The sequence below is a fragment of the Amycolatopsis mediterranei genome, from assembly GCF_026017845.1.
In the GTDB taxonomy this organism is placed as follows: domain Bacteria; phylum Actinomycetota; class Actinomycetes; order Mycobacteriales; family Pseudonocardiaceae; genus Amycolatopsis; species Amycolatopsis mediterranei.
The window spans coordinates 8105508-8127614 of sequence record NZ_CP100416.1; the positions used below are offsets into that span (position 1 = coordinate 8105508).

Here is a 22107-nt window from a genome sequence, read left to right on the forward strand (position 1 = left end):
GTCCCCAGCGAGAACATGTTCTAGTTTTGGGGGCGGAAGGTGGTGGGCCGGTGAAGACGGAGCTGGGCCTGGCCGGGACGGTGGTGCTGGTCACCGGGGGCGTCCGCGGCGTGGGCCGGGGGATCGCCGACGTGTTCCTCGCCCACGGGGCCCGGGTCGTGGTCTGCGCCCGGCGGGAGGCACCCACCGAGGCGGAGTTCGCCGCGTGCGATGTCCGCGACGAGACGCAGGTGGCCGCCTTGGTCGAGGGGATCGTCGAGCGGCACGGGCGCCTGGACGCGGTGGTGAACAACGCCGGCGGGGCGCCGTTCGTGTCGGCTGCGGAAGCGTCGCCGAGGCTGCACGAGAAGATCGTGCAGCTGAACCTGCTGGCCCCGCTGCTGGTCGCGCAGCACGCCAACGCGGTGATGCAGCGCCAGGACTCCGGCGGCGCCATCGTGATGATCTCCAGCGTGAGCGGCACCCGGCCGTCACCCGGAACGGCCGCCTACGGCGCCGCGAAGGCCGGGCTGGACAACCTGACCGCGAGCCTGGCGGTCGAGTGGGCGCCGAAGGTGCGCGTGAACGCCCTCGACGTCGGGATGGTGCGGACCGAGCAGGCGCACCTGCACTACGGCAGCGAGGCGGCGGTCGAGGCGGTCGGGAAGACCGTCCCGCTCGGCCGGCTCGCCGAGCCGGCCGAAGTCGGGCACTGCGCCGCGTTCCTCGCCTCCGGCCTGGCTTCCTACGTTTCCGGCGCGACCCTGCGCGTGCACGGCGGAGGTGAGGTCCCGGCGTTCCTCGCCGCGGCCGACGTCAACCATCGGGAGGATTCGTGAGCGGGTTGTGCCAGGACCGCGTGGTCGTGGTGACCGGCGCCGGCCGCGGCATCGGACGGGCGCACGCACTGGCGTTCGCGGCCGAGGGCGCGCCGGTGGTGGTGAACGACGTGGACGGGGACGTGGCCGCCGGGGTCGTCGCCGAGATCGAGGACCTCGGCGGGAAGGCGGTGGCCGACACCTCCGATGTCGCCGACTGGGCCGGGGCCCGCGAGCTGATCGGCACGGCGCTGGAGAACTTCGGCCGCTTGGACGTGCTGGTGAACAACGCGGGGTTCCTCCGGGACCGGATGCTGGTCAACCTCGGCGAAGACGAGTGGGACGCGGTGGTGCGGGTGCACCTGAAGGGGCATTTCGCGCCCTTGCGGCACGCTGCGGAACATTGGCGTGCGGAAGCCAAGGCCGGCCGCGTGCCGCAGGCCCGGGTGATCAACACCAGTTCGGGGGCCGGGTTGCTGGGCAGTGTCGGCCAGGGCAACTACTCGGCGGCGAAGGCGGGGATCGCGGGGCTGACCGTGGTGGCGGCCGCGGAACTCGCCCGCTACGGCGTCACCGTCAACGCGATCGCGCCGGCCGCGCGGACCCGGATGACCGAGGCGGTGTTCGCGTCGATGGCGCGTCCGGACACCGGCTTCGACGCGATGGCGCCGGAGAACGTCTCGCCGCTGGTCGTGTGGCTGGGCAGCGCGGAGTCCGGGCACGTCACCGGCCGGGTCTTCGAAGTCGAGGGCGGCAAGGTCGCCCTGGCGCAGGGCTGGCGGCACGGTCCGGCCGTCTACAAGGGCGAGCGGTGGCACCCGGCGGAACTCGGCGCGGTGGTGCGGGACCTGCTCGAGCGCGCGCCCGAGCCCGAACCCGTCTACGGAGCGAGCTGATGGGGATCCTGACCAAGCGCGACGGCCACGTCGAAGTCGTCACGGTCGACTTCCCGCCGGTGAACGCGCTGCCCGTGCAGGCCTGGTTCGACCTCGCCGACGCGGTCACGCAGGCGGGCCGGGACCCCGACGTGCACGTCGTGATCCTCCGCGCGGAAGGCCGGGGGTTCAACGCGGGCGTGGACATCAAGGAGATCCAGCGCAGCGCCGGATACGACGCCCTGGTCGGCGCGAACCGTGGGTGCTACGCGGCTTTCGGCGCGGTCTACGACTGCGCGGTACCGGTGATCGCGGCGGTGCACGGCTTCTGCCTCGGCGGCGGCATCGGGCTGGTCGGCAACGCCGACGTGATCATCGCTTCCGAAGACGCCACGTTCGGCGTGCCCGAGGTGGAACGGGGGGCGCTGGGCGCGGCCACGCACTTGGCGCGGCTCGTTCCGCAGCACCTGATGCGCACGCTGTACTTCACCGCCCGCAAGATCACCGCCGCCGAGCTGCACACCCACGGTTCGGTCTACCGGGTCGTGCCGCGCGCGGACCTCGACGAGGCGGCCCTCGAAGTCGCCCGGGACATCGCGAAGAAGGACCCGCGGGTGATCCGGGCGGCGAAAGAGGCCTTGAACGGCATCGACACCCAGCAGGTGCACCGCAGCTACCGCTTCGAGCAGGGCTTCACCTTCGAGCTGAACCTGCTCGGCGCGTCCGACGAAGCCCGCGAGGAGTTCTTGAATGGCCGATAAACGCACGACCGCCGACGACGTGGCGGCCGAGCTGAAGGACGGCATGACGATCGGGATCGGCGGCTGGGGTTCCCGGCGCAAGCCGATGGCACTGGTCCGGGCGATCCTGCGCACCCCGGTCAAGGACCTGACCGTCGTCTCCTACGGCGGCCCGGACGTCGGCCTGCTCTGTGCGGCGGGCAAGGTGAAGCGGGTCGTGTTCGGGTTCGTCACCCTGGATTCGATCCCGTACGACCCGTGGTTCGGCCGCGCCCGCGAGACCGGCGCGATCGAGGTCACCGAGTACGACGAGGGCATGTTCGGCACGGCGCTGTCGGCGGCGATGCAGCGGTTGCCGTTCCTGCCGACCCGCGCCGGGCTCGGCTCCGAAGTCATGCGCGCCAACCCGCACCTGCGCACCGTGCGCTCGCCGTACGACGACGGCGAGGAACTCGTCGCGGTGCCGGCGCAGCACCTGGACGTGGCGCTGGTGCACCTCAACCGCGCGGACGCCCGCGGCAACGCCCAGTACCTCGGGCCCGACCCGTACTTCGACGAGTTGTTCGGCCTGGCCGCGGAAAGATGTTTCGTGTCGGTCGAAAAAGTCGTCGAGACGGCCGAGCTGACCGCGGGTGGGCCGGTGCAGTCGCTGCTGCTCACCCGTGGTGCCGTCGACGGCGTCGTGGAGGCACCACGCGGCGCGCACTTCACCACGGCGGTGCCGGACTACGGGCGGGACGAGCGGTTCCAGCGGCACTACGCCGCCTGCGCCAAGGACCTGGACGCGTGGCCCGGCTTCGTGGATCGGTTCCTCTCCGGTGACGACCGGCAGTACCTGTCCGAAGTGGACAAGTTCGAGGCGGAGGCGGCATGAGCGCGACCCGGGCCGAAATCGCCGTGGTGGCGGTGGCCGAGCTGTTCCGCGGCGACGGCGAGATCGTGGCCAGCCCGATGGGCCTGATCCCGCAGCTGGGCGCGAAGCTCGCGCGGCTGACGTTCGAGCCGGACCTGCTGATGTCCGACGGCGAGGCCTACCTGATGACGACCGACGGGGTCGTCGAGGGCTGGCAGCCGTTCCGCAAGATGCTGGACACGATCGTCCCGCACGGGCGACGGCACGTCGTGATGGGGGCCAACCAGATCGACCGGTACGGCAACCAGAACATCTCCGCCATCGGCGACCACGCCCGGCCGAAGAAGCAGCTCCTGGGTGTCCGGGGCGCCCCGGGCAACACCCTCAACCACCGGACGAGCTACTGGGTGCCCCGGCATTCCAGCCGCGTGTTCGTGGATGCGGTCGACGTCGTTTCGGGGGTCGGATACGACAACGCGGCCAAGGCGGGCCCGTCGGCGCAGAAGTACCACGACGTCCACCGGGTCGTCTCGAACCTGGGTGTGTTCGACTTCGGCGGCCCGGACCACGCCATGCGGGCGGTGTCGCTGCACCCCGGCGTCACCCGTGACGAGGTCACCGCCGCGACCGCCTTCGCGGTCGATCTGTCCACAGTGGAGAAGAGCCGGGAACCCACCGCGGAGGAGCTGCGGCTGATCCGCGAGGTCCTGGACCCGAAGAGCCTGCGGGACAAGGAAGTTCCGGCGTGAAGACGGCCCTGACCCGGCTGGTGGGGGTCGAGCACCCGGTCGTGCAGACCGGGATGGGCTGGGTCGCCGGGCCGCGGCTGGTCTCGGCCACCGCGGAAGCCGGGGCCCTCGGCATCCTCGCGTCCGCCACGATGACGTTCGCCGAGCTGGAAGCGGCCGTCGCCGAAGTCAAGAAGCGGACGGAGAAGCCGTTCGGCGTGAACCTCCGCGCCGACTCGGCCGACGCCGGCGCGCGCATCGACCTGCTGATCCGCGAAGGCGTGAAGGTCGCGTCGTTCGCGCTCGCCCCGCGGAAGGAGATGATCGCGAAACTGCGGGACCACGGGATCGTCGTCATCCCGTCGGTCGGCGCCGCGCGGCACGCCGAGAAGGTCGCCGCCTGGGGCGCCGACGCCGTCATCGTCCAGGGCGGCGAAGGCGGCGGGCACACCGGGGGCGTGGCCACCACCCTGCTGCTGCCTTCGGTTCTGGACACCGTCGACATCCCGGTCGTCGCCGCCGGCGGCTTCTTCGACGGCCGCGGGCTCGCCGCCGCGCTGGCCTACGGCGCGGCCGGCGTCGCGATGGGCACCCGGTTCCTGCTGAGCAAGGAGAGCACGGTCCCCGACGAAGTCAAGCGCCTCTACCTCGAGCAGGGGCTCACCGGGACGGTCGTCACCAAGCGTGTCGACGGCCTCCCGCACCGCGTGCTGCGCACCGATCTCGTCGAGAAGCTCGAACGCACCGGCCGGATCCGCGGCCTGGCGCAAGCCGCCCGCAACGCGCTGCGGTTCCGGAATATCACCGGACTGTCCCCGGTTGCCATGGTCAAAGAAGGCTTCGCGATGAAGCACGGCAACGATCTGACGTGGAGCCAGCTGGTCATGGCGGCCAACACCCCGATGCTGCTGCGGGCGGGGCTGGTCGAAGGCCGGACGGACGCGGGAGTGCTAGCGTCGGGACAGGTGGTGGGCATGCTCCACGACCTGCCCACGGTGGCGCAAATCGTCGACGGCGCAGTGGCCGAGGCAGGTGAGATCCTGCGGCGGCTCGGCCGGCAAACGGGAGGATGAGACAGCGGTGTTGAAGGTCGGATACAAGGCATCGGCGGAGCAGTTCGGGCCGCGGGACCTGGTCGAGTACGCCGTCCGCGCCGAAGAGGTCGGTCTTGATTCGGTGTGGGTGTCCGACCACTTCCTGCCGTGGCGGCACGAAGGCGGCCACGCTCCGTGGGCGCTGGCCTGGATGCCGGCGGTGGCCGAGCGGACGAAGCGGGTGCAGATCGGCACCAGCGTGCTGACCCCGACGTTCCGGTACAACCCGGCGGTGATCGCCCAGGCGTTCGCGACGATGTCGCTGCTGTCGAACGGCCGTGTCATCCTCGGTGTCGGGTCCGGCGAGGCGCTGAACGAGATCGCGGTCTCGGGGCGGGAGTGGCCGGAGTTCAAGGAGCGCTTCGCCCGGCTGCGCGAGTCGATCAAGCTGATCCGGGAGCTGTGGACCAGCGACAACGTCAACTTCAAGGGTGACTACTACGAGCTGGTGGACGCCAAGATCTACGACCGGCCGGAGCAGCCGGTGCCGGTGTACATCGCCGCCGGCGGCCCGGTGGTGGCCAAGTACGCGGGCCGGGCGGGGGACGGGTTCATCTGCACGTCCGGCAAGGGCATGGAGCTCTACACCGACAAGCTGATGCCGGCGGTCAAGGAAGGCGCGGAGGCGGCCGAAAAGACCGTCGAGGACGTCGACCGGACGATCGAGATCAAGCTGTCCTACGACCGCGACCACGAGAAGGCGCTGGAGAACACCCGGTTCTGGGCGCCGCTTTCGCTGTCGGCGGAGCAGAAGCACAGCGTTTCCTCCGCCGAAGAGATGGAACGGCTGGCCGACGAGCTGCCGATCGACCAGGTCGCCAAGCGGTGGATCGTGGCGTCGGACCCGGACGAGGCCGTGGCGCAGATCAAGCCGTACCTCGACGCGGGCCTCAACCACCTCGTGTTCCACGGCCCGGGCCACGACCAGGAACGCTTCCTGACCCAGTTCTCCGAGGACGTCCTGCCGAAGCTGCGCGCCCTCGGCTGACCGGCCCGCGATGCAGTGAATGACTCATTCCTGACCTCTGATGCCAGGAATGAGTCATTCACTGCGATCGCTTCAGAGCCGTTCGATGATGGTGACGTTGGCGGTGCCGCCGCCTTCGCACATCGTCTGCAGGCCGTAACGCCCGCCGCGGCGCTCCAGCTCGTGCAGGAGCGTGGCGAGGAGCTTGGTGCCGGTGGCCCCGATCGGGTGGCCGAGGGCGATCCCGCCCCCGTTCACGTTGACCCGGCCGGGGTCCGCGCCGGTTTCGTCCAGCCAGGCCAGGACGACGCTCGCGAAAGCTTCGTTGACCTCGAACAGGTCGATGTCCTCGATCTTCAGCCCGGCGTTGCGCAGCGCGTGCGCGGTCGCCGGGATCGGGCCGGTCAGCATCCACACCGGGTCCGCGGCGCGCACCGACAGGTGGTGGATGCGGGCCCGCGGCGTCAGGCCGTGCTCCTTGACGAACGTCTCCGACGCCAGGATGGCCGCGCTCGCACCGTCGGAGATCTGGCTGGCCACCGCCGCCGTCAGCCGTGAACCCTCGCTCAGCGGTTTCAAGCCGCGCATCCGCTCCAGTGACGTGTCCCGGCGCGGGCCCTCGTCGTGGCGGAAGTCGTCGACCGGGGCGATCTCGGCGTCGAACCGGCCTTCGTCGATCGCGGCCAGCGCTCGCCGGTGGCTGCGCAGCGCGTATTCCTCCATGGCCGCGCGGCTGATGTCCCAGTGCTCGGCGATCATGTCGGCACTGCGGAACTGCGAGACCTCGGCACTGCCGTAGCGCTCCTGCCAGCCCTTCGAGCCGGAGAACGGGTCGTCGAAGCCGTATTCGCGCCCGGCCAGCATCGCCGCGCTGATCGGGATGCGGCTCATGTTCTGCACGCCCCCGGCCAGCACCAGGTCCTGCGTGCCCGACATGACGGCCTGCGCGGCGAAGTGCACGGCCTGCTGGCTCGACCCGCACTGCCGGTCGATCGTCACCCCGGGCACGTGGTCCGGGTAGCCGGCGGCGAGCCACGCGGTGCGCGCGATGTTGCCCGACTGCGGGCCGAGGGTGTCTGTGCAGCCGAGGATGACGTCGTCGACCAGGTCCGGGTCGACGCCGGCGCGCTCGACGGCGGCCTTGATGACGTGCGCGCCGAGGTCGGCCGGGTGCCACCCGGACAGTGCGCCGCCGCGCCGGCCGACGGGGGTGCGGACCGCGTCGAGGAGGAAGGCTTCGGGCACGGGGGCTCCTAGGGGTGCTGGCTGCTGACGGAGACGACTTCGCCGGTGAGGTAGCTCGCGTAGTCGCTGGCGAGGAAGACCATGACGTTGGCGACCTCCCACGGTTCGGCCGCGCGGCCGAAGGCTTCCCGCTTGGTGAGGTCTTCGAGGAGTTCGTCGCTGGTGACCTTGGCGAGGAAGGGGTGCATGGCGAGGCTGGGGGCGACGGCGTTGATCCGGACGCCGTGTTCGGCGGCGTCGAGGGCCGAGCACCGGGTCAGGGCCATGACGCCGGCTTTGGCGGCGGCGTAGTGGGCTTGGCCGGCTTGGGCGCGCCAGCCGATCACCGAGGCGTTGTTGACGATCACCCCGCCGCCGCCTTGGGCGACGAACTGCTTGAGAGCCGCGCGGGTGCAGCGGAACGTGCCGGTGAGGGTGATGTCGAGGACCTTCGACCACTCCTCGTCGGTCATGTCCAGGACCGACTTCGTGCCGCCGAGGCCCGCGTTGTTGACCATGACGTCCAGTCGTCCGAAGTGGTCCACCGCGCCGTCGACGAGGGCTTGGACGTGGTCTTCGCGGGTGACGTCACAGGTGATGGCGTGGACCTTGCCCAGTTCGGCCAGCTCGGCCGCCTTTTCGGCGAGGCGGCGTTCGTGCCAGTCGCTGATGACGACGTGCGCGCCTTCTTCCAGGCAGCGTTTCGCCACCGCGGAGCCGATCCCGGTGCCCGCCGCGGCGGTGACCACCACGATCTTCCCCTGCAGCAGGTCGTGGCCGGGTGGGTATTGGGGGATCACGGGCGGGCCTCCCGGGGCAGGCCGAGGACGCGCTCGGCGATGATGGTGCGTTCGATTTCGTCGGAGCCGCCGTAGATGGTGTCGGCGCGGGTGAACAGGAACAGCCGCTGCCATTCGTCGAGCTCGGGGCCGTCGGAGGCGAGGGACCGCGCGCCGCGGGCGCGCATGGCCAGTTCCCCGAGCCCGCGGTGCCATCGGGCCCACAGCAGTTTCCCGACGGCGACTTCGGGTCCGGCGGCCTGGCCGAGCGTCCGCAGGGCGTGGGCGCGCAACACCCGCAAGCCGAGGCGCGCGCGGGTGAGGTCGGCGCGCAGCAGCGGGTCGTCGTAGGTGCCGAGCCGCTTGGCCTCGGCGGTGATGTCGTCGAGTTCGCGCCGGAACCCGATTTGCTGGCCCAGCGTGGAGACGCCGCGTTCGAAGCCGAGGGTGGCCATCGCGATCTTCCAGCCCTCGCCCGGTTCGCCGACGACATGGGCGGCGGACGTGCAGGCGTCGTCAAAGAAGACTTCGTTGAACTCCGAGGTGCCGGTGAGCTGCTGGATCGGGCGGATGGTGACGCCGTCCTGGCGCAGCGGGACCAGCAGGTAGGACAGGCCGTGGTGGCGCTGCGAGCCGGGTTCGGTGCGGGCCACCACGAAGCACCAGTCGGCCACGTGGGCGAGTGAGGTCCAGATCTTCTGTCCGTTGATCACCCACTCGCCGTCGTGGAGCACCGCCGACGTCGAGACGGCGGCGAGGTCGGAGCCGGCGCCGGGTTCGGAGTAGCCCTGGCACCACAGTTCCTCGACCGCGACGATCCTGGGCAGGAACCGGGCCTGCTGTTCCGGGGTGCCGAAGGCGATCAACGTCGGGCCGAGCAGCTGTTCGCCGATGTGGTTGACCCGGGCGGGTGCGCCGGAGGCGGCGTACTCCTCGTGGAAGGCGACCTGCTCCGCCAGTGACAGCCCCCGGCCGCCGTGCTCGACCGGCCAGCCGACGCAGGTCCAGCCCGCGGCGGCCAGGTGGCGTTCCCAGGCCAGGCGCAGGTCGAACTCTTCGTGCTCCCGGCCCGGGCCGCCGAGACCGCGCAGACGGGCGAACTCGCCGGTCAGGTTGGCGGCGAGCCAGTCCGCGACCTCGCGGCGGAATCGCGACGGTTCCACGCACGCCTCCTTGCTGCCGGGCCGGTCCGGCACCTAGGGTAATGAGAACACGTTCTACTTTGCCGGTCCAGAGGAGGCTGTGGTGGGACAGACCACGATCCCGGCCGTCGTCCGCGATGCCGCCGCGAAGTTCGGATCCGCGGAAGCACTGGTCGACGGCTCGGTCCGGCTCGGCTACGACCAGCTTCTGGAACGTGTTCAAACGGTCGCGCGGGCGTTCGCCGCGTGCGGCGTCCAGGCGGGCGACCGGGTCGCGGTCGCCCTGCCCAACACCCACCACTGGGTCTTCGCGGCCCTTGGCGCCCTCTACGCGGGCGCGGCCCTGATCCCGGTCAACACCCGCTTCACCGCCACCGAAACGGTCGACCTGCTGGTGCGCGGCCGCGCCAAGGCGCTCGTCGTGGCCGCCGACTTCCTCGGCACCGACCGCCACGCCGCGATCCGGGAGACCGGCGCCGCGCTGCCGGACCTCGCCACGGTCGTCCGGGTGCCGCTGCAGAAGCCGCACCGGCCGGTCGAGGGGACGGTGGGGTGGGACGAGTTCCTGGCCATGGCCGAACGGGTCCCGCCGGCCGAAGCCGAGGCACGGGCGGACGCCGTCGGCCCGGACGAGGTCAGCGACATCCTCTTCACCTCCGGCACCAGCGGCCGCTCCAAGGGCGTGCTGTCGGCCCACCGCCAGACGGTCGAGGTCGCCGCGGCGTGGGCGGACTGCGGCCAGGTCACCGCGGACGACCGGTACCTGGTGATCAACCCGTTCTTCCACAGCTTCGGCTACAAGGCCGGCATCGTGGTGGGCCTGCTGACCGGCGCGACGATCGTCCCGCAGGCGGTGTTCGACGTCCGCGCGGCGTTGAAGGCGATCGAGCGGGAGCGGATCTCCGTGGTGCCGGGTGCGCCGACGGTCTTCCAGTCGCTGCTGCACGAGCCGCGCAAGGGCGATCTGTCGTCGCTGCGGCTCGCGGTCACCGGGGCGGCCACCGTGCCCGCGTCGCTCGTGCGCCGGATGCGGTCCGAGCTCGGCTTCGAAACCATCCTGACCGCCTATGGCCTGACCGAAGCCGTCGTGGTGACGATGTGCCGCCCCGGCGACCCCGCGGAGCTCGTGGCGAGCACGTCGGGCCGGGCGACCGCGGGTTTCGAAGTGGCGATCGAGGGTTCCCCGGGGGAGATCGTGGTGCGCGGGCCGAACGTGATGCTCGGGTACCTCGACGACCCGGAAGCGACGGCGAAGGCCGTCGACGAGCGGGGCTGGTTGCACACCGGGGACGTCGGCGAACTCGACGCCGCCGGCAACCTCACCATCACCGGCCGGCTCAAGGACATGTACATCTGCGGCGGCTTCAACGTCTACCCGGCCGAGGTCGAACACGCCCTGACCGAGCTGCCCGGCGTCCGCGACGTCGCCGTGGTCGGCGTCCCGGACGAGCGGCTCGGCGAGGTCGGCAAGGCGTTCGTCGTCGGAGCCGGGCTGACGGAAGAGGCGGTCATCGCCTTCTGCCGCGAGCGGCTCGCCAACTACAAGACCCCGCGGTTCGTGGCGTTCCTGGACGAACTGCCCCGCAACGCTTCCGGCAAGGTGCTGAAGCGGCTGCTGACCGAGGAGAAGGCATGAGTGAACCGGTCGTCCGCTACGAACGGCGCGGCCCGGTCGCGGTGGTGACGATGAACCGGCCGGAGTACCGCAACGCCCAGAACTCGGCCATGACCTACGCCCTCGACGACGCCTTCACCGGCGCGGTGAACGACCCTGAGGTGAAGGTGATCGTCCTGGCCGGGGAAGGAAAGCACTTCTCGGCGGGGCACGACATCGGCAGCCCGGGCCGGGACGCGGACCAGTCGTTCGACCGGCGGGCGGTCATGTGGTGGGACCACACCGACCGGGCCGGCGGCGATCAGCGGTTCGCCCGCGAGTCCGAGGTCTACCTCGGGATGTGCCGCCGGTGGCGGGAGATCCCGAAGCCGATGATCGCCTGCGTCCAAGGCGCCTGCATCGCGGGCGGGCTGATGCTGGCCTGGGTGTGCGATCTGATCGTGGCGTCGGATGACGCGTTCTTCGCCGATCCGGTGGTGCGGATGGGGATCCCGGGTGTCGAGTACTTCGCGCATCCATGGGTGCTGGGTCCCCGCGCGGCGAAGGAGATCCTGTTCACCGGCGAACGCTTCACCGTCCAGCAGGCCAAGGAGTGGGGGATGGTGACCCGGATCGTCCCGCGCGCCGAGCTGGAACAGCGCACCCTCGAACTCGCCGAAAAGATCAGCGGCATGCCGTCCTTCGGGTTGGCGCTGGCGAAGAAGGCGGTCAACCAGGCCGAAGACCTGATGGGGTTGCGGTCCGGAATGGACTCGGTGTTCGGGTTGCACCACTTCGCGCACGCCCACAACGCGGAAACCTCCGAAGACGCCCTCGGTGGGCAGTCCGCGCGGTCGATGCGCGACGCGAACAAGGAGGCGTGATGGACCTCGACATCGACGAGGCTTCGGCGGCCTTCCGGGACGAGGCCCGGGACTGGCTCGCCTCGCACGTCCGTTCGCTGCCGTCGATGGACACCGCGGACGGCTTCGAGGCCCACCGTGCGTGGGAAGCCGAGCTGGCGGAGGCGCGCTGGTCGGTCGTGTCGTGGCCGGCCGAGTACCACGGCCGGGACGCGTCGATGCTGCAGTGGCTGTTGTTCGAGGAGGAGTACTACGCGTCGGGCGCGCCGGGGCGGGTGTCGCAGAACGGGATCTTCATGCTCGGGCCGACGTTGTTCGCCCACGGCACGCAGGAGCAGCGCGACCGGATCCTGCCCGCCATGGCGACCGGCGAGCAGGTGTGGGCCCAGGCGTGGTCGGAGCCCGAGGCGGGCAGCGACATCGCCGCGTTGCGCAGCACGGCGGTCCGCACCGACGGCGGCTGGCTGCTGTCGGGCCAGAAGACGTGGAGTTCCCGCGCCAGTTTCGCCGATCGGGCGTTCGGGCTGTTCCGCACCGATCGGGAAGCCGAGCGGCACCACGGCCTGACGTACTTCATGGCCGATCTGCGTGCCGAGGGAGTGACGGTCCGGCCGATCCCGCAGCTGGACGGCGAGGCCGGCTTCGCGGAGATCTTCTTCGACGAGGTGTTCGTGCCGGACGAGGACGTGATCGGCGAAGTCGGCCAGGGGTGGCGGGTCGCGATGACGACGGCGAACAACGAGCGCGGGCTGTCGTTGCGCAGCCCGGGCCGGTTCCTCGCCGCGGCCGACCGCCTGGTGGACCTGTGGCGGGACCACGGCGCGTCACCGTCCACACGGGACAGAGTGGCCGACGCCTGGATCGGGGCGCGGGCCTATCAGCTGTACACCTTCGGCACCGTGAGCCGCCTGGCCGAGGGGGGCGAGCTGGGGCCGGAGTCGAGCGTGAACAAGCTGTTCTGGTCGCACCTCGACGTCGAGCTGCACGAAACCGCCCTCGACGTGCTGGGTCCCGCCGCCGAGACCGACCGGGCCTGGGTCGACGGCTACCTGTTCTCCCTGGCCGGCCCGATCTACGGCGGCACCGACCAGATCCAGCGCAACACGATCGCCGAACGGCTGCTGAAGCTCCCGAGGGAGGCCCGCCGATGAGGTTCCAGCTCTCACCGGAGCAGCGGCAGTTCGCCGCGACGCTGCACGAGCTGCTGGGCGGGGCGGACACCGCGGCCGCCGCCCGCGCCTGGGCGGCGGGGGAGCACGACCGCGGCCTCAAGCTCTGGCGCGCGCTCGCCGACGTCGGCGTCTTCGCGCTCCTGGTCGACGAGGACCACGGCGGTCTCGGCGCCGGTCCGGTCGACCTGGTGGTCGCCTGCGAAGCGCTCGGCTACCACGCTGTCCCGGGCCCGCTCGTCGAGTCGGCCGCGGTCGCCCCGGCGTTGCTGACCGGGCACCGGCTCACCTCCCTCGCCGAGGGCGACCTCGTGGCCACCGTCGTCGCGCCGCCGGAAGTCCCGCTCGCCCTCGACGCCGACGTCGCGGGCATGGTCCTCGACCTCACCGGTGCGTCCCTCACCGCCGGTGCCGAGCCCGTTCGCTCGATCGACCCGCCCCGGCGGCTGTTCCGGGTCCCGGCCGCGGCCGGCCGCTCGGACGGCGTCGCGTTCGACCGCGGTGTCCTCGCCGTGGCCGCCCAGCTCCTGGGGGCCGGTCAGTGGCTCCTCGACACCTCGGTCGCGTACGCGAAGCAACGCAAGCAGTACGGCCGGGCCATCGGCGAGTACCAGGCGATCAAGCACCTCCTCGCCGACGTCGTCACCCGGCTGGAACTGGCGCGGCCGCTGCTCTACGGCGCGGCCGTGGCCGGGGAGACCTTCGCCCGGGACGTCTCGGCGGCGAAGGTCATGGCCGGGGACGCCGCGCTCCTCGCGGCGCGGACCGCCTTGCAGGTGCACGGCGCCATCGGCTACACCGCCGAGCACGACCTCGGCCTCCGGCTGACGAAGGTGCGGGCCCTCGCCGGGGCCTGGGGGACCGGGTCGTTCCACCGCGCGCGGGTCCTCCGATGACGGACCCGATGGAGACCGAGGAAGCCCGGGCGCTGCGGGACGCCGTCCGGGCCCTGCTGACGCGCCGGTCGGGGCCGGAGGCGGTGCGGGCCGCGCTGGAGTCGCCGCTGGGCTACGACGACAAGCTGTGGTCGACGCTGTGTGAACAGATCGGCGTTGCCGCCCTGGCGATCCCCGAGCACTACGGCGGAGTGGGCGCCGGGCTCGCCGAGGCGTGCGTCGTGCTGGCGGAACTCGGCCGGACGCTCACCCCCGCGCCGATGCTGGGCTCGGCGGTGCTGTCGGCTCAGGCCCTGCTCCTGACCGGCAACGACGCGGCGTGCGGCGAACTGCTGCCGGGCATCGCCGTAGGCACGACCCTGGCCGCGCTGGCCTGGTCCGGCGCGGACGGCCGGTGGACGCCGGCCCTGCGCGCGTCGGACGCCGGCCTCGACGGCCGCGCCTGCTACGTCCTGGACGGCGACATCGCCGACGTCCTCGTCGCCGTCGCCCGCACGGACGACGGCGCCGGCCTGTTCGAGGTGCCGGTCGAGGCGGTCCGCCGGGAACGGGTGACCAGCCTGGACCCGGGCCGGCGCCTCGCGGTCGTCGAATGCGCTTCGGCACCCGCCCGCCGCCTCGACACCGGCGGGTTCGCCGAGCCGCTGCGGCAGCTGCGCGACACGGCCACGGTCGCCGTCGCCGCGGAGCAGGTCGGCGCGGCCGCGCGGGCGTTGGAGCTGACGGTCGAGTACACGAAGCAACGCCGTCAGTTCGGCCGCCCGATCGGGTCGTTCCAGGCGCTGAAGCACCGGATGGCCGACGTGCACGTCCACGTCGAGGCGGCGCGCTCGGCGCTCTACGCGGCCCTGGTGGACGGCGACGCCGAGGCCGTCGCGACCGCGAAGGTGGTGTGCGGCGAGGCGTTCGAGCACGCCGCGGCGGAGATGATCCAGCTCCACGGCGGCATCGCGATCACCTGGGAGCATGACGCCCACCTGTACTTCAAACGGGCACACGGGACCGCCCTGCTCTTCGGTGATCCGGGTGCGTGGCTCAGCCGGTGAGCCGGGCGGCCGAGCCGGGTAGTTCGCGGTTCGCCTCGGCCAGGCCGCGGGCGACCAGCCGGCAGGCCGGGCAGCCGGCGACGTGCTCGGCGACCGCGTTCGCGCGGCGCGGTGGCAGGGCGCCGCGGACCCAGGCGCCCATCCGGCGGCGGGGTTCGCGGCAGCTCGGCTCGTCCGGCTCGGGCACCTGGACCTGCAGGTAGGCCTGCCGCAGCCCTTCCCGCGCCCGCATGGCCAGCGCCGCGACGCTGTTCGGCGACAGCCCCAGCGAAGATGCCACCTCCGTCGGAGTGCTGCCCTCGGCCTCGGTCCGCCACAGCACGGTCCGCCACCGGCCGGGCAGCGTGCAGTAGGCCGACCACACGAGCCGGGCGTTCGAGCGGTGGAGGGCGAGTTCGTCGGCGCCCCCGGCGGGGGCTTCGGGGAGCGTGGCCCGCAGCTCCACCCGGCTGCGCTGCTTGCTCCACCGCGCCACCAGGTTGCGCAGGGTCACGACGAGGTAGGGCCGCAGGTCCCCGTGCGGCCCGCCGCCGGCGCGCACCACGGTCAGCACCCTGGCGAACGTCTCGGCCACGAGATCGTCCCGCTCGGCGGGCTGCCGCGCCCAGGCCCCGGCGGTCCGCCACAGCGGCTCGGCGTGCCGGCGGAAGAGCCGCCCGGCGGCGTCGAGGTCCCCGGCCCGCAGGGCGGCGAGCAGCACGGAGTCCGGCTCTTCGTCGGCTGGTTCCATGGCGGTCTCCCCGAGGTCAGGCACGCTCCGCGACCCGGGTACCCAAAGTGAACGGGACATTCAGGTCCGTAATCGCCGGTGGCCCCGATCGAGTGGCGAGCTCGGCCCCTCAGACTGCGAAGACCTGGGCGTCGTCGGCGAAGGCCTTGAACTCCAGGGCGTTGCCGGCCGGGTCGAGCAGGAACATCGTCCACTGCTCCCCGGCCTGGCCCGCGAAGCGGACATACGGCTCGATCACGAACTCCGTGCCCGCCGCGCGCAGCCGGTCGGCGAGGGCCTGGAACTGCGGGACGGTGAGGATCAGCCCGAAGTGCGGCACCGGGACGTCGTGCCCGTCGACCGGGTTGTGGACGCGCTCCGGGCCGGCCGGGGCCAGGTGCGTGACGAACTGGTGGCCGTGCAGGTTCCAGTCGACCCAGGTGTCCGCGCTGCGGCCCTGCTCGAGGCCGAGGACCTCGCCGTAGAACCGCCGAGCAGTGGTCAGGTCGTCCACCGGCATCGCCAGGTGGAACCGGGGGATGGACGGGGTCATCGGTCTCCCTTCGCCGAACTCTTGTCCGAATGTTAACATCAAGTCATGAGTGCTTCGCTGGTTCCCGCCCGGCGCCGCGGGCTGGCCGACGAGGTCGCGGACCGGGTCCGGGACGCGATCTTCGACGGCGGCTACGCCCCCGGCGGCCAGCTGCGCGAGGTGGAGCTGGCGGAAGCGCTCGGCGTCAGCCGCGGGCCGGTGCGGGAGGCGCTGCTCAAGCTGGAACGCGAAGGGCTCGTCCGCAGCGAGTGGCACCGCGGCGCCACGGTGACCACGCTCTCCGCCGAAGACGTCGCCGAGCTCGACAGCCTGCGCGCGGCCCTCGAGCATCTGGCCGTGGAGCTGGTCGTCGAGCGCGCCGGCGAAGACGCTCTGGCCGCAATCGACGCCGTGGTGCGGCGCATGGACCGCGCGGCCGACGAGCACGAAATGGTCCGGTGCGACCTCGAATTCCACGACGCGGTCTACGCGGCCGCCGGCCACCGGCGGCTGCTCGAGGCCTGGTGCGCGATCCGCTCGCAGGTGCACCTGTTCCTGCTGACCCGGATCGGCGTCGCCACCGACGGCTACCTCGCGGGCATCCCGGCGGAGCACCGCGAGCTCGCGGCGGCCCTGCGGGCCCGCGACCGCGAGACGGTGCTCGCGCTGTTCGCCGAGCACCGCCGCCAAGCCTTCGAAATCCTCAGTGGACGGACGGATTAACCGTCAGAGCACCAGGTCCGCCACCGTCCGGATCTCCTGGGCCACGCTCGTGGACTCCAGGCCGGCGAGGGGATCGGCGGCCTCGAGGTCGCCGAACGACAGGCCGGTCAGCTCGGCGATCCGCCGGACCGGCACCTGATAGGTGCGGTAGGCGCCGTAGTCGAACTCGGTCGCCGCCTCGAGGCCGTGGATGAGCTCCTCCTGGCTCAGCAGGTACGCCGTCGCCGAGAGGGCGCCGCCGGTCTTGACCATCGCGACGACCTTCCAGAACTGGCGCGGCAGCTGCACGCCGCGGTACTGGTCGTCGTCCGGTGCCAGTACCGGGCCGGTCACCACGGTGACCTTCAGGTCGAAGTTGTCCGCGTTGGTCAGGATGTAGTCCTCGAGGCCGGCCCAGGTCGTCTTGTTCTGGTTGAAGTCCTTGTGCTGCGGCGAGCAGTTCGTGAAGTGGAAGGTGTCGTCGTTGCCCAGCTGCGCGATCGCCTCCGTCGCGCCCCACGCCGGGTCGAGGCGGCGGACCAGGTGCCCGCGGTCCAGGGGGTTGTCCCGGTAGATCTCCTCGCCGATCTGCTCGGTCACGGCCACGCGCGGGTCGAGCGACCAGTGGTCGGCTTCGCGCCGCAGCGACCGGCTGGTGCGTCCGTCGATGTTGACCGCCGTGAACATCGCCAGCCGCCGCTCGCGGTGCATGACGACGCTGAAGTGGTGGTACGGCAGCACGTACTTCGGCTCGCCTCTGGCCTGGCGGTTGATCGCCGCCAGGCCGGCCAGCGCGTCGGGCAGGCCGGGCAGCGGCACGGTGTGCCCGGGCAGGAAGGCCGGGTCGTAGCCTTCGCGGTTCGAATAGTCGGGATCGATCCGCCCGGTCGCGGCTTCGGCGCGCAGCCGGATGTCGAACGGCATCGAGAGCGTCAGCACCGGGGCGGCCCCGTCGGCGGCCGGCTGTGCGCGCTCGGGGCGGGTGGCCAGCCGGTCGAGCAGCGCCTGCTGCGCCGGCGCGAACTTCTGCTCCCGCAGGAACTTCAGCAGCTTGCTGACCCGGATGCCTTCGTTGAGGAAACCGCCGTACTCGGCGTGGCCCGCCGCCGGGACGCTGGCGTGGTGCAGCGCCACGACCTCCCACTGGTCGTTGAACACCGGCGAGCCGGACGACCCTGGCTCGGTGTCGGTTTCGTAGTGCAGGAATTCCTCGAGCACGTCGACGACCCGGTTTTCCCGCAGCGCGATCTGTTTCTTGCCGCCACCGGGGTGCTGCACGATGGTGACGAAGTCGCCGACGATCGCCTTGCCCTCACTGGCGATCAGCCGGTTGAAGCCGAAGGGGCGCAGCTCGTCCGCGGTCGCCTTCACCGCGACCAGCGCGAAATCCAGCTCCTGGTCGGCGGCGAAGAAGCGGTCCGGGTCGAGGGTGAAGGCCCGCACCGGCCGGGGCAGGCCGTCGATGCCGTCCTGGTAGTCGAACTCGATGACGCTGAACCCGGCGGCCTCGGCGTCCGGCAGCACGTGGTGGTTGGTCAGCAGCAGCTCCGGCGACACCAGCGATCCCGTGCCGTAGCCGATCAGCCGGCCCTGCGCGTTGCGGATGTTCACCCGGCCGACGGCGGCCGACGCCGCGACCCCGCCTTCGAGGTAGCCCACGCCGAGCAGATCGTTCGTGAGAACGATGCGTTCGAGGATCGCGCCGGCGGCCGTCATCGCCGCCGGGTCCCCGGCCGCGATCGCCGCCGGGCTCACCGGCCGGATGTCGGGGTAGTAGCGGCCGAGCCGGTCGATCCGGGTGGCGATCCGGCTCGGCTCGTCGGCCTCGGCGATCCCGCCGGGCTTGCGCAGCAACGCGATCTTGGCCTGCCGCGGCCCGGTGCGCTCGGCGGCCCGCGCCGCCGCGGCCTGTTCCTGCTCGGCCTGGCGGTCCGTCCTGACGTCCACGATGCCTCCCGGCGAGCGATTCGGAAACACCGCGTTAGTCGCGCTCCCGGAGGCCGCGTTACACGATTTCCGGCGCGTCGCCGGGAATTCTTTTTCAATCCACTTCGCGGTATTTTCGCGGAAACGGCGCCATTACCGAAAATCCCGAACGGGCAGCACGATCGCCGAGGCGTGCGCGGGGTCGTGGTGGACCTCCTGGTCCGCGGCGCGCAGCGTCACCGCGGTGGCGTGGGGTTCGCCGGTGCCGGGATTGCGGGCGTAGCGCGGGAAAGCGCCGCTGGAGACCTGGACCCGGATGCGGTGCCCGCGCCGGAACCGGTGCGCCGTCGGCCACAGCCGGACCGTGACGGCGGCCAGTTCATCCGCATCGCGCAGGCTGGTGAGGCCGTCGCAGACGTTGACCGAGCGGCCGTCCGGGTCGACGTCGCAGAGCCGGACGAAGACGTCGGCGAACCGCAGGCTCGAGCGGAACCAGATTTCCGCGCTGACGTCCCCGATCACTTCGACGTCTTCGCCGAGCACGCCCGTGGTGTAGGTGAGGACGTCGGCGCGGGCTTCGAGCACCCTGTTGTCCACCCGGCCGGCGTCGGGGGCCATGCGCACGCCACCGGCCGCGGGCGTCGGGTCCGCCGGGTCGTAGCGGTAGCGGTCCGGAGCCGACCCGCCGGGCGCGTCCGTGGCCAAGGTGCCGCCGGCCTGCAGGTGGAACCGTTGCGGCGCATAGCCTTCCGGCGGCCACGAAGCGAAGTCGCGCCAGGCTTCCTCGCCCATGACGAACAGCCGGACCGGCGCCCGCGGCGGCGGTTCCTCGCCGCGGGCGTGCGCGAGCCCGAACTCGAGGGTTTCCCGGATGGAGACGCCCGCGCCGGTGAGCAGGTCGCCGGCGTGGGTCCACGGCCCGACCGTGAGCCGCGGCCGCCGTCCGGCGTCCTGCAGGGTCCGGAAGTCGCGGAGCTGGCCGGGCAGGAAGATGTCGTACCAGCCGGCGACCGAGCTGACTCCCGCGGTGACGTCGGCGACCCGGTCCCGGTGGTTGAGCGCCGCCCACCGGGGGCTCGTCTCGGCGTGGGCGAGGACGTCCTGGATGTAGTCCGAGCGGTGGCCGATGGCGACGACGTCGGCCTGGGCGAGCGGCAGCGTGTTCAGCGCCTGGTTCACCTTTTTCGCCTGGGTACGCTGCCGGAGCAGCGCGAAGCGGCGCTCCTGGGTCGCGACCTGGACGCCCCAGCCGAACGGTGTCTCCAGCGAAAGGCCGTCCTCCCGCAGGAATTCCAGCGTCAGGCCGGACTCGGTGACGTGCGGGACCATCGCCTTGACCTGCGGCGGCAGGCGATCGGCCACGGCCCACTGCACGTAACCCAGGTAGCTGGGGCCGGCGAGCACGATCGCGTCGCCGAACCAGGGCTGCTGCACGACCCAGTCCAGCGTCGCGAGGCCGTCCTCGCGCTCCTGGCGCAGCGGATCGAAGGCACCGCCGGAACCGAAGCCGCCGCGGGTGCTCTGGATCAGCACCTGGAAACCGCGCTCGGCCAGGGGCCGCGCCAGGATCGCCCCGAACACGCCCCGGCGGCCGTAGGGGCTGCGCAGCACCGCGGTCGGCAGGCCGGCACCCCCGGTGCGCGGCGCCCAGTGGTCCGCCAGCAATTCGGCGCCGTCGGACATCGGGACCCGCAGGTCCCGCTCGACGGTGACGCGCCGGGTGGCCGGCGCGGGCAGCTTCAGCAGGCGTTCGACGAGTCGGCTGATCACCGGCCGGCCTCCTTCGTGATCATCGTGGTGACGACCGAGCGCATCCGCGCCAGCCGGCCGGCGAACTCTTCCGGGTCGAGCGGGTCCGGCCCGTCGACGACCCACGCGTTGACGAACGCCCCGGCACCCCCGGTCAGGAAGGTGGCCAGATCGTCGACACCCGCGGCGTCGAGCTGATCGCCGAGCGTGTGGCCGAGGTGCTCCCGGTTGAACGGGAGGAACAGGCCGGTCAGCGCCTTGTTGAGGGCGTACGCGGACGCCCCGGTCAGCAGGGCGCGGTAGAAGCGCCGGTGGGTGGCGAAGTGCCGGCCCAGCGCCAGGAACGACCCGTGCTTGTCGGCGGCGGACGCGAGGCCGTCGAGGTCGCCGAGCAGTTCGCGCCGGACGAGGTCGAGCGCGGCCTCCAGCAACAGCGTGTCGCGGTCGCCGAACTGCTGGTACAGCACCTGGCGGCTGACGTCCGCCGCCGCGGCGATCTCGGACACCGGGACGGCGGCGGAGCCGCGTTCGGACACGAGTTCGACGGCGGCCCGCATCAGCGCCGCACGCGATCGGCGCACCCGCCGGTCCTTGGCGGGTGCTTCGGTCGTCCAGTCGCCGGTCACGCCGTCGATAATGGACAGGTGTCAAGAAAATAGCAAGTGTTCGGTAATCCGGGCGTCCCGCGGGATGCGAGGATGCGGCCATGTCTTCGACCATGCGGGCCTTCGTGCTCACCGGGCCGGGCGAGTGCTCGGTGCAGGAGGTCCCCGCACCGCGGGCCGTCGCGGGCGAGGTCGTCGTCGACGTCGAACGGGCGGGCGTCTGCGGCACCGACGTCGAGTTCTTCACCGGCGAGATGACCTACCTGCACCAGGGGCACTCGGCGTACCCGATGCGGCTCGGCCACGAGTGGGCGGGCACGGTCACCGAGGTGGGGGCGGGCGTGGACCCGGCCTGGCTCGGCCGCCGGGTCATGGGCGACACGATGCTCGGCGACCGGACGTGCCGCCGCTGCCGCCGGGGGCACCAGCACACCTGTGAGCGGCGCCAGGAGGTCGGCATCCGCGGCGGCCGGGCCGGCGCGCTGGCCGAACGGCTCGCCGTGCCCGCGTGGTCGCTGCACGCCCTGCCCGACACGGTGGACGCCGCGCTCGGTGCCCTGGTGGAACCGGGCGCCAACGCCGTGCGCGCGGCTCGCGCGGCCGGCGCCGGCCCGGGCGATCGGGCGCTGGTACTGGGCCCCGGGACGATCGGGCTGCTCACGGCGATGTTCCTGCGCGCGGCGGGCGCCGAAGTGCACGTGCTGGGCCTCGGTTCCCCGGACTTCGCCCGCGGCCTCGGCTTCGCGGACACGTGGACCCGGGAAACGCTGCCGGACCTGCCCTTCGACGCGGTCGTCGACGCGACCGGCGCCGCCGCTTCGCCCGCGCTGGCGGTGGAACTGGTGGAGCCCGCCGGCCGGGTCGTCTACATCGGACTGTCCGGGCAGCCCAGCCGGCTCGACACCCGCGCGCTGGTGCTGAAGGACGTCACGGCGGTCGGTGTCCTGTCCGGGTCGCCGGGCCTGGCCGAGACGATCGCCGCGTACGCGAGCGGCGCCGTCGACCCGCGGCCGCTCGTCGCGGCGACCGTGGGCCTGGGCGAGGTCGGGGCGGTGCTCGCGGGGGAGCGGATCGGCGGCGCGGGACCGAAGGTCCACATCGACCCGCGCCGCTGAGG

Annotated in this window: 22 protein-coding genes; 14 read left to right on the forward strand and 8 right to left on the reverse strand. The window is 72.1% G+C overall.

The features are described from left to right. Positions 1–50: 50 nt before the first annotated feature. The 7 genes from ISP_RS36300 to fgd are packed head-to-tail and all read left to right on the forward strand — an operon-like array spanning position 51 to position 6075. Entirely contained in the window at positions 51–818 is a 768-nt protein-coding gene (locus ISP_RS36300) for an SDR family oxidoreductase (RefSeq protein ID WP_013225233.1), read from the forward strand. Further along, a complete protein-coding gene (locus tag ISP_RS36305; protein ID WP_013225234.1) occupies positions 815–1693 on the forward strand; it encodes an SDR family oxidoreductase in 879 nt (292 codons plus the stop codon). The genes ISP_RS36300 and ISP_RS36305 overlap by 4 nt, the downstream gene beginning before the upstream one ends. Then, positions 1693–2433 (forward strand): enoyl-CoA hydratase family protein, encoded by a 741-nt coding sequence (locus tag ISP_RS36310; protein WP_013225235.1) that lies wholly within the window; start codon positions 1693–1695, stop codon positions 2431–2433. Before ISP_RS36305 ends, ISP_RS36310 begins: the two co-directional genes overlap by 1 nt. After that, positions 2423–3286, forward strand: a complete 864-nt coding sequence (locus tag ISP_RS36315; protein ID WP_013225236.1) for a CoA transferase subunit A — start codon at positions 2423–2425, stop codon at positions 3284–3286. Before ISP_RS36310 ends, ISP_RS36315 begins: the two co-directional genes overlap by 11 nt. After that, positions 3283–4014 carry a CoA-transferase subunit beta gene (locus tag ISP_RS36320; protein WP_013225237.1) on the forward strand — a complete coding sequence of 244 codons (732 nt, stop codon included), beginning with the start codon at positions 3283–3285 and terminating at the stop codon, positions 4012–4014. Before ISP_RS36315 ends, ISP_RS36320 begins: the two co-directional genes overlap by 4 nt. Next, positions 4011–5066, forward strand: a complete 1056-nt coding sequence (locus ISP_RS36325; protein ID WP_013225238.1) for an NAD(P)H-dependent flavin oxidoreductase — start codon at positions 4011–4013, stop codon at positions 5064–5066. The genes ISP_RS36320 and ISP_RS36325 overlap by 4 nt, the downstream gene beginning before the upstream one ends. A 7-nt stretch (positions 5067–5073) precedes the next feature. Next, positions 5074–6075: a glucose-6-phosphate dehydrogenase (coenzyme-F420) gene (gene fgd / locus ISP_RS36330; protein WP_013225239.1), complete on the forward strand. Its 1002-nt coding sequence runs from the start codon at positions 5074–5076 to the stop codon at positions 6073–6075. 72 nt (positions 6076–6147) lie between these two features. Here the strand turns inward: fgd and ISP_RS36335 are convergent, their stop codons facing one another. Genes ISP_RS36335 through ISP_RS36345 form a run of 3 tightly spaced genes read right to left on the reverse strand, consistent with a single transcriptional unit; the run spans position 6148 to position 9220 of the window. Continuing rightward, positions 6148–7299 carry an acetyl-CoA C-acetyltransferase gene (locus ISP_RS36335; RefSeq protein ID WP_013225240.1) on the reverse strand — a complete coding sequence of 384 codons (1152 nt, stop codon included), beginning with the start codon at positions 7297–7299 and terminating at the stop codon, positions 6148–6150. Between the two features lie 8 nt (positions 7300–7307). Beyond that, the gene (locus ISP_RS36340) at positions 7308–8078 is read right to left on the reverse strand and encodes an SDR family oxidoreductase (RefSeq protein WP_013225241.1); all 771 of its coding nucleotides are present in this window, start codon (positions 8076–8078) and stop codon (positions 7308–7310) included. Beyond that, positions 8075–9220, reverse strand: coding sequence for an acyl-CoA dehydrogenase family protein (locus ISP_RS36345; RefSeq protein WP_013225242.1), 1146 nt, complete (start codon positions 9218–9220; stop codon positions 8075–8077). The genes ISP_RS36340 and ISP_RS36345 overlap by 4 nt, the downstream gene beginning before the upstream one ends. An 82-nt stretch (positions 9221–9302) precedes the next feature. Here ISP_RS36345 and ISP_RS36350 point away from each other — a divergent pair, with 82 nt between their 5' ends. Genes ISP_RS36350 through ISP_RS36370 form a run of 5 tightly spaced genes read left to right on the forward strand, consistent with a single transcriptional unit; the run spans position 9303 to position 14767 of the window. Further along, on the forward strand, positions 9303–10835 hold the full coding sequence (locus ISP_RS36350; RefSeq protein ID WP_013225243.1) for a FadD3 family acyl-CoA ligase: 1533 nt from the start codon (positions 9303–9305) through the stop codon (positions 10833–10835). Further along, on the forward strand, positions 10832–11677 hold the full coding sequence (locus ISP_RS36355; protein WP_013225244.1) for an enoyl-CoA hydratase: 846 nt from the start codon (positions 10832–10834) through the stop codon (positions 11675–11677). The genes ISP_RS36350 and ISP_RS36355 overlap by 4 nt, the downstream gene beginning before the upstream one ends. Continuing rightward, entirely contained in the window at positions 11677–12807 is a 1131-nt protein-coding gene (locus ISP_RS36360) for an acyl-CoA dehydrogenase family protein (protein WP_013225245.1), read from the forward strand. The genes ISP_RS36355 and ISP_RS36360 overlap by 1 nt, the downstream gene beginning before the upstream one ends. Next, a complete protein-coding gene (locus ISP_RS36365; RefSeq protein WP_013225246.1) occupies positions 12804–13721 on the forward strand; it encodes an acyl-CoA dehydrogenase family protein in 918 nt (305 codons plus the stop codon). The genes ISP_RS36360 and ISP_RS36365 overlap by 4 nt, the downstream gene beginning before the upstream one ends. Next, complete coding sequence (locus tag ISP_RS36370; RefSeq protein ID WP_176742091.1) at positions 13718–14767, forward strand: acyl-CoA dehydrogenase family protein; 1050 nt, start codon at positions 13718–13720, stop codon at positions 14765–14767. Before ISP_RS36365 ends, ISP_RS36370 begins: the two co-directional genes overlap by 4 nt. On the opposite strand, the gene ISP_RS36375 is transcribed toward ISP_RS36370, so the two are convergent. Together ISP_RS36375 and ISP_RS36380 are read right to left on the reverse strand one after the other, a co-directional pair. After that, positions 14757–15497: a sigma-70 family RNA polymerase sigma factor gene (locus ISP_RS36375; RefSeq protein ID WP_013225248.1), complete on the reverse strand. Its 741-nt coding sequence runs from the start codon at positions 15495–15497 to the stop codon at positions 14757–14759. The two genes, ISP_RS36370 and ISP_RS36375, sit on opposite strands and share 11 nt — an antisense overlap. A 109-nt stretch (positions 15498–15606) precedes the next feature. After that, the gene (locus tag ISP_RS36380) at positions 15607–16029 is read right to left on the reverse strand and encodes a VOC family protein (protein ID WP_013225249.1); all 423 of its coding nucleotides are present in this window, start codon (positions 16027–16029) and stop codon (positions 15607–15609) included. A gap of 45 nt (positions 16030–16074) precedes the next feature. Here ISP_RS36380 and ISP_RS36385 point away from each other — a divergent pair, with 45 nt between their 5' ends. Then, on the forward strand, positions 16075–16731 hold the full coding sequence (locus tag ISP_RS36385) for a GntR family transcriptional regulator (protein WP_013225250.1): 657 nt from the start codon (positions 16075–16077) through the stop codon (positions 16729–16731). 3 nt (positions 16732–16734) lie between these two features. Here the strand turns inward: ISP_RS36385 and ISP_RS36390 are convergent, their stop codons facing one another. The 3 genes from ISP_RS36390 to ISP_RS36400 form a co-directional block, all read right to left on the reverse strand. Continuing rightward, positions 16735–18657, reverse strand: a complete 1923-nt coding sequence (locus tag ISP_RS36390) for a DNA/RNA non-specific endonuclease (RefSeq protein WP_013225251.1) — start codon at positions 18655–18657, stop codon at positions 16735–16737. A gap of 132 nt (positions 18658–18789) precedes the next feature. Further along, complete coding sequence (locus ISP_RS36395) at positions 18790–20406, reverse strand: CocE/NonD family hydrolase (protein WP_013225252.1); 1617 nt, start codon at positions 20404–20406, stop codon at positions 18790–18792. Continuing rightward, on the reverse strand, positions 20403–21011 hold the full coding sequence (locus tag ISP_RS36400; protein ID WP_013225253.1) for a TetR/AcrR family transcriptional regulator: 609 nt from the start codon (positions 21009–21011) through the stop codon (positions 20403–20405). The genes ISP_RS36395 and ISP_RS36400 overlap by 4 nt, the downstream gene beginning before the upstream one ends. An 80-nt stretch (positions 21012–21091) precedes the next feature. Here ISP_RS36400 and ISP_RS36405 point away from each other — a divergent pair, with 80 nt between their 5' ends. Beyond that, positions 21092–22105, forward strand: coding sequence for a zinc-dependent alcohol dehydrogenase (locus tag ISP_RS36405; RefSeq protein ID WP_013225254.1), 1014 nt, complete (start codon positions 21092–21094; stop codon positions 22103–22105). Positions 22106–22107: the final 2 nt, after the last annotated feature.

Bases quoted from the DNA above. Each gene is read 5' to 3' on its own strand.
- ISP_RS36370 (WP_176742091.1), top strand. From the start codon at position 13,718: ATGACGGACCCGATGGAGACCGAGGAAGCCCGGGCGCTGCGGGACGCC.
- ISP_RS36405 (WP_013225254.1), top strand. From the start codon at position 21,092: ATGTCTTCGACCATGCGGGCCTTCGTGCTCACCGGGCCGGGCGAGTGC.
- ISP_RS36320 (WP_013225237.1), top strand. From the start codon at position 3,283: ATGAGCGCGACCCGGGCCGAAATCGCCGTGGTGGCGGTGGCCGAGCTG.
- ISP_RS36365 (WP_013225246.1), top strand. From the start codon at position 12,804: ATGAGGTTCCAGCTCTCACCGGAGCAGCGGCAGTTCGCCGCGACGCTG.
- ISP_RS36310 (WP_013225235.1), top strand. From the start codon at position 1,693: ATGGGGATCCTGACCAAGCGCGACGGCCACGTCGAAGTCGTCACGGTC.
- ISP_RS36375 (WP_013225248.1), bottom strand. From the start codon at position 15,497: ATGGAACCAGCCGACGAAGAGCCGGACTCCGTGCTGCTCGCCGCCCTG.
- ISP_RS36385 (WP_013225250.1), top strand. From the start codon at position 16,075: ATGAGTGCTTCGCTGGTTCCCGCCCGGCGCCGCGGGCTGGCCGACGAG.
- ISP_RS36355 (WP_013225244.1), top strand. From the start codon at position 10,832: ATGAGTGAACCGGTCGTCCGCTACGAACGGCGCGGCCCGGTCGCGGTG.
- ISP_RS36360 (WP_013225245.1), top strand. From the start codon at position 11,677: ATGGACCTCGACATCGACGAGGCTTCGGCGGCCTTCCGGGACGAGGCC.
- ISP_RS36315 (WP_013225236.1), top strand. From the start codon at position 2,423: ATGGCCGATAAACGCACGACCGCCGACGACGTGGCGGCCGAGCTGAAG.
- ISP_RS36380 (WP_013225249.1), bottom strand. From the start codon at position 16,029: ATGACCCCGTCCATCCCCCGGTTCCACCTGGCGATGCCGGTGGACGAC.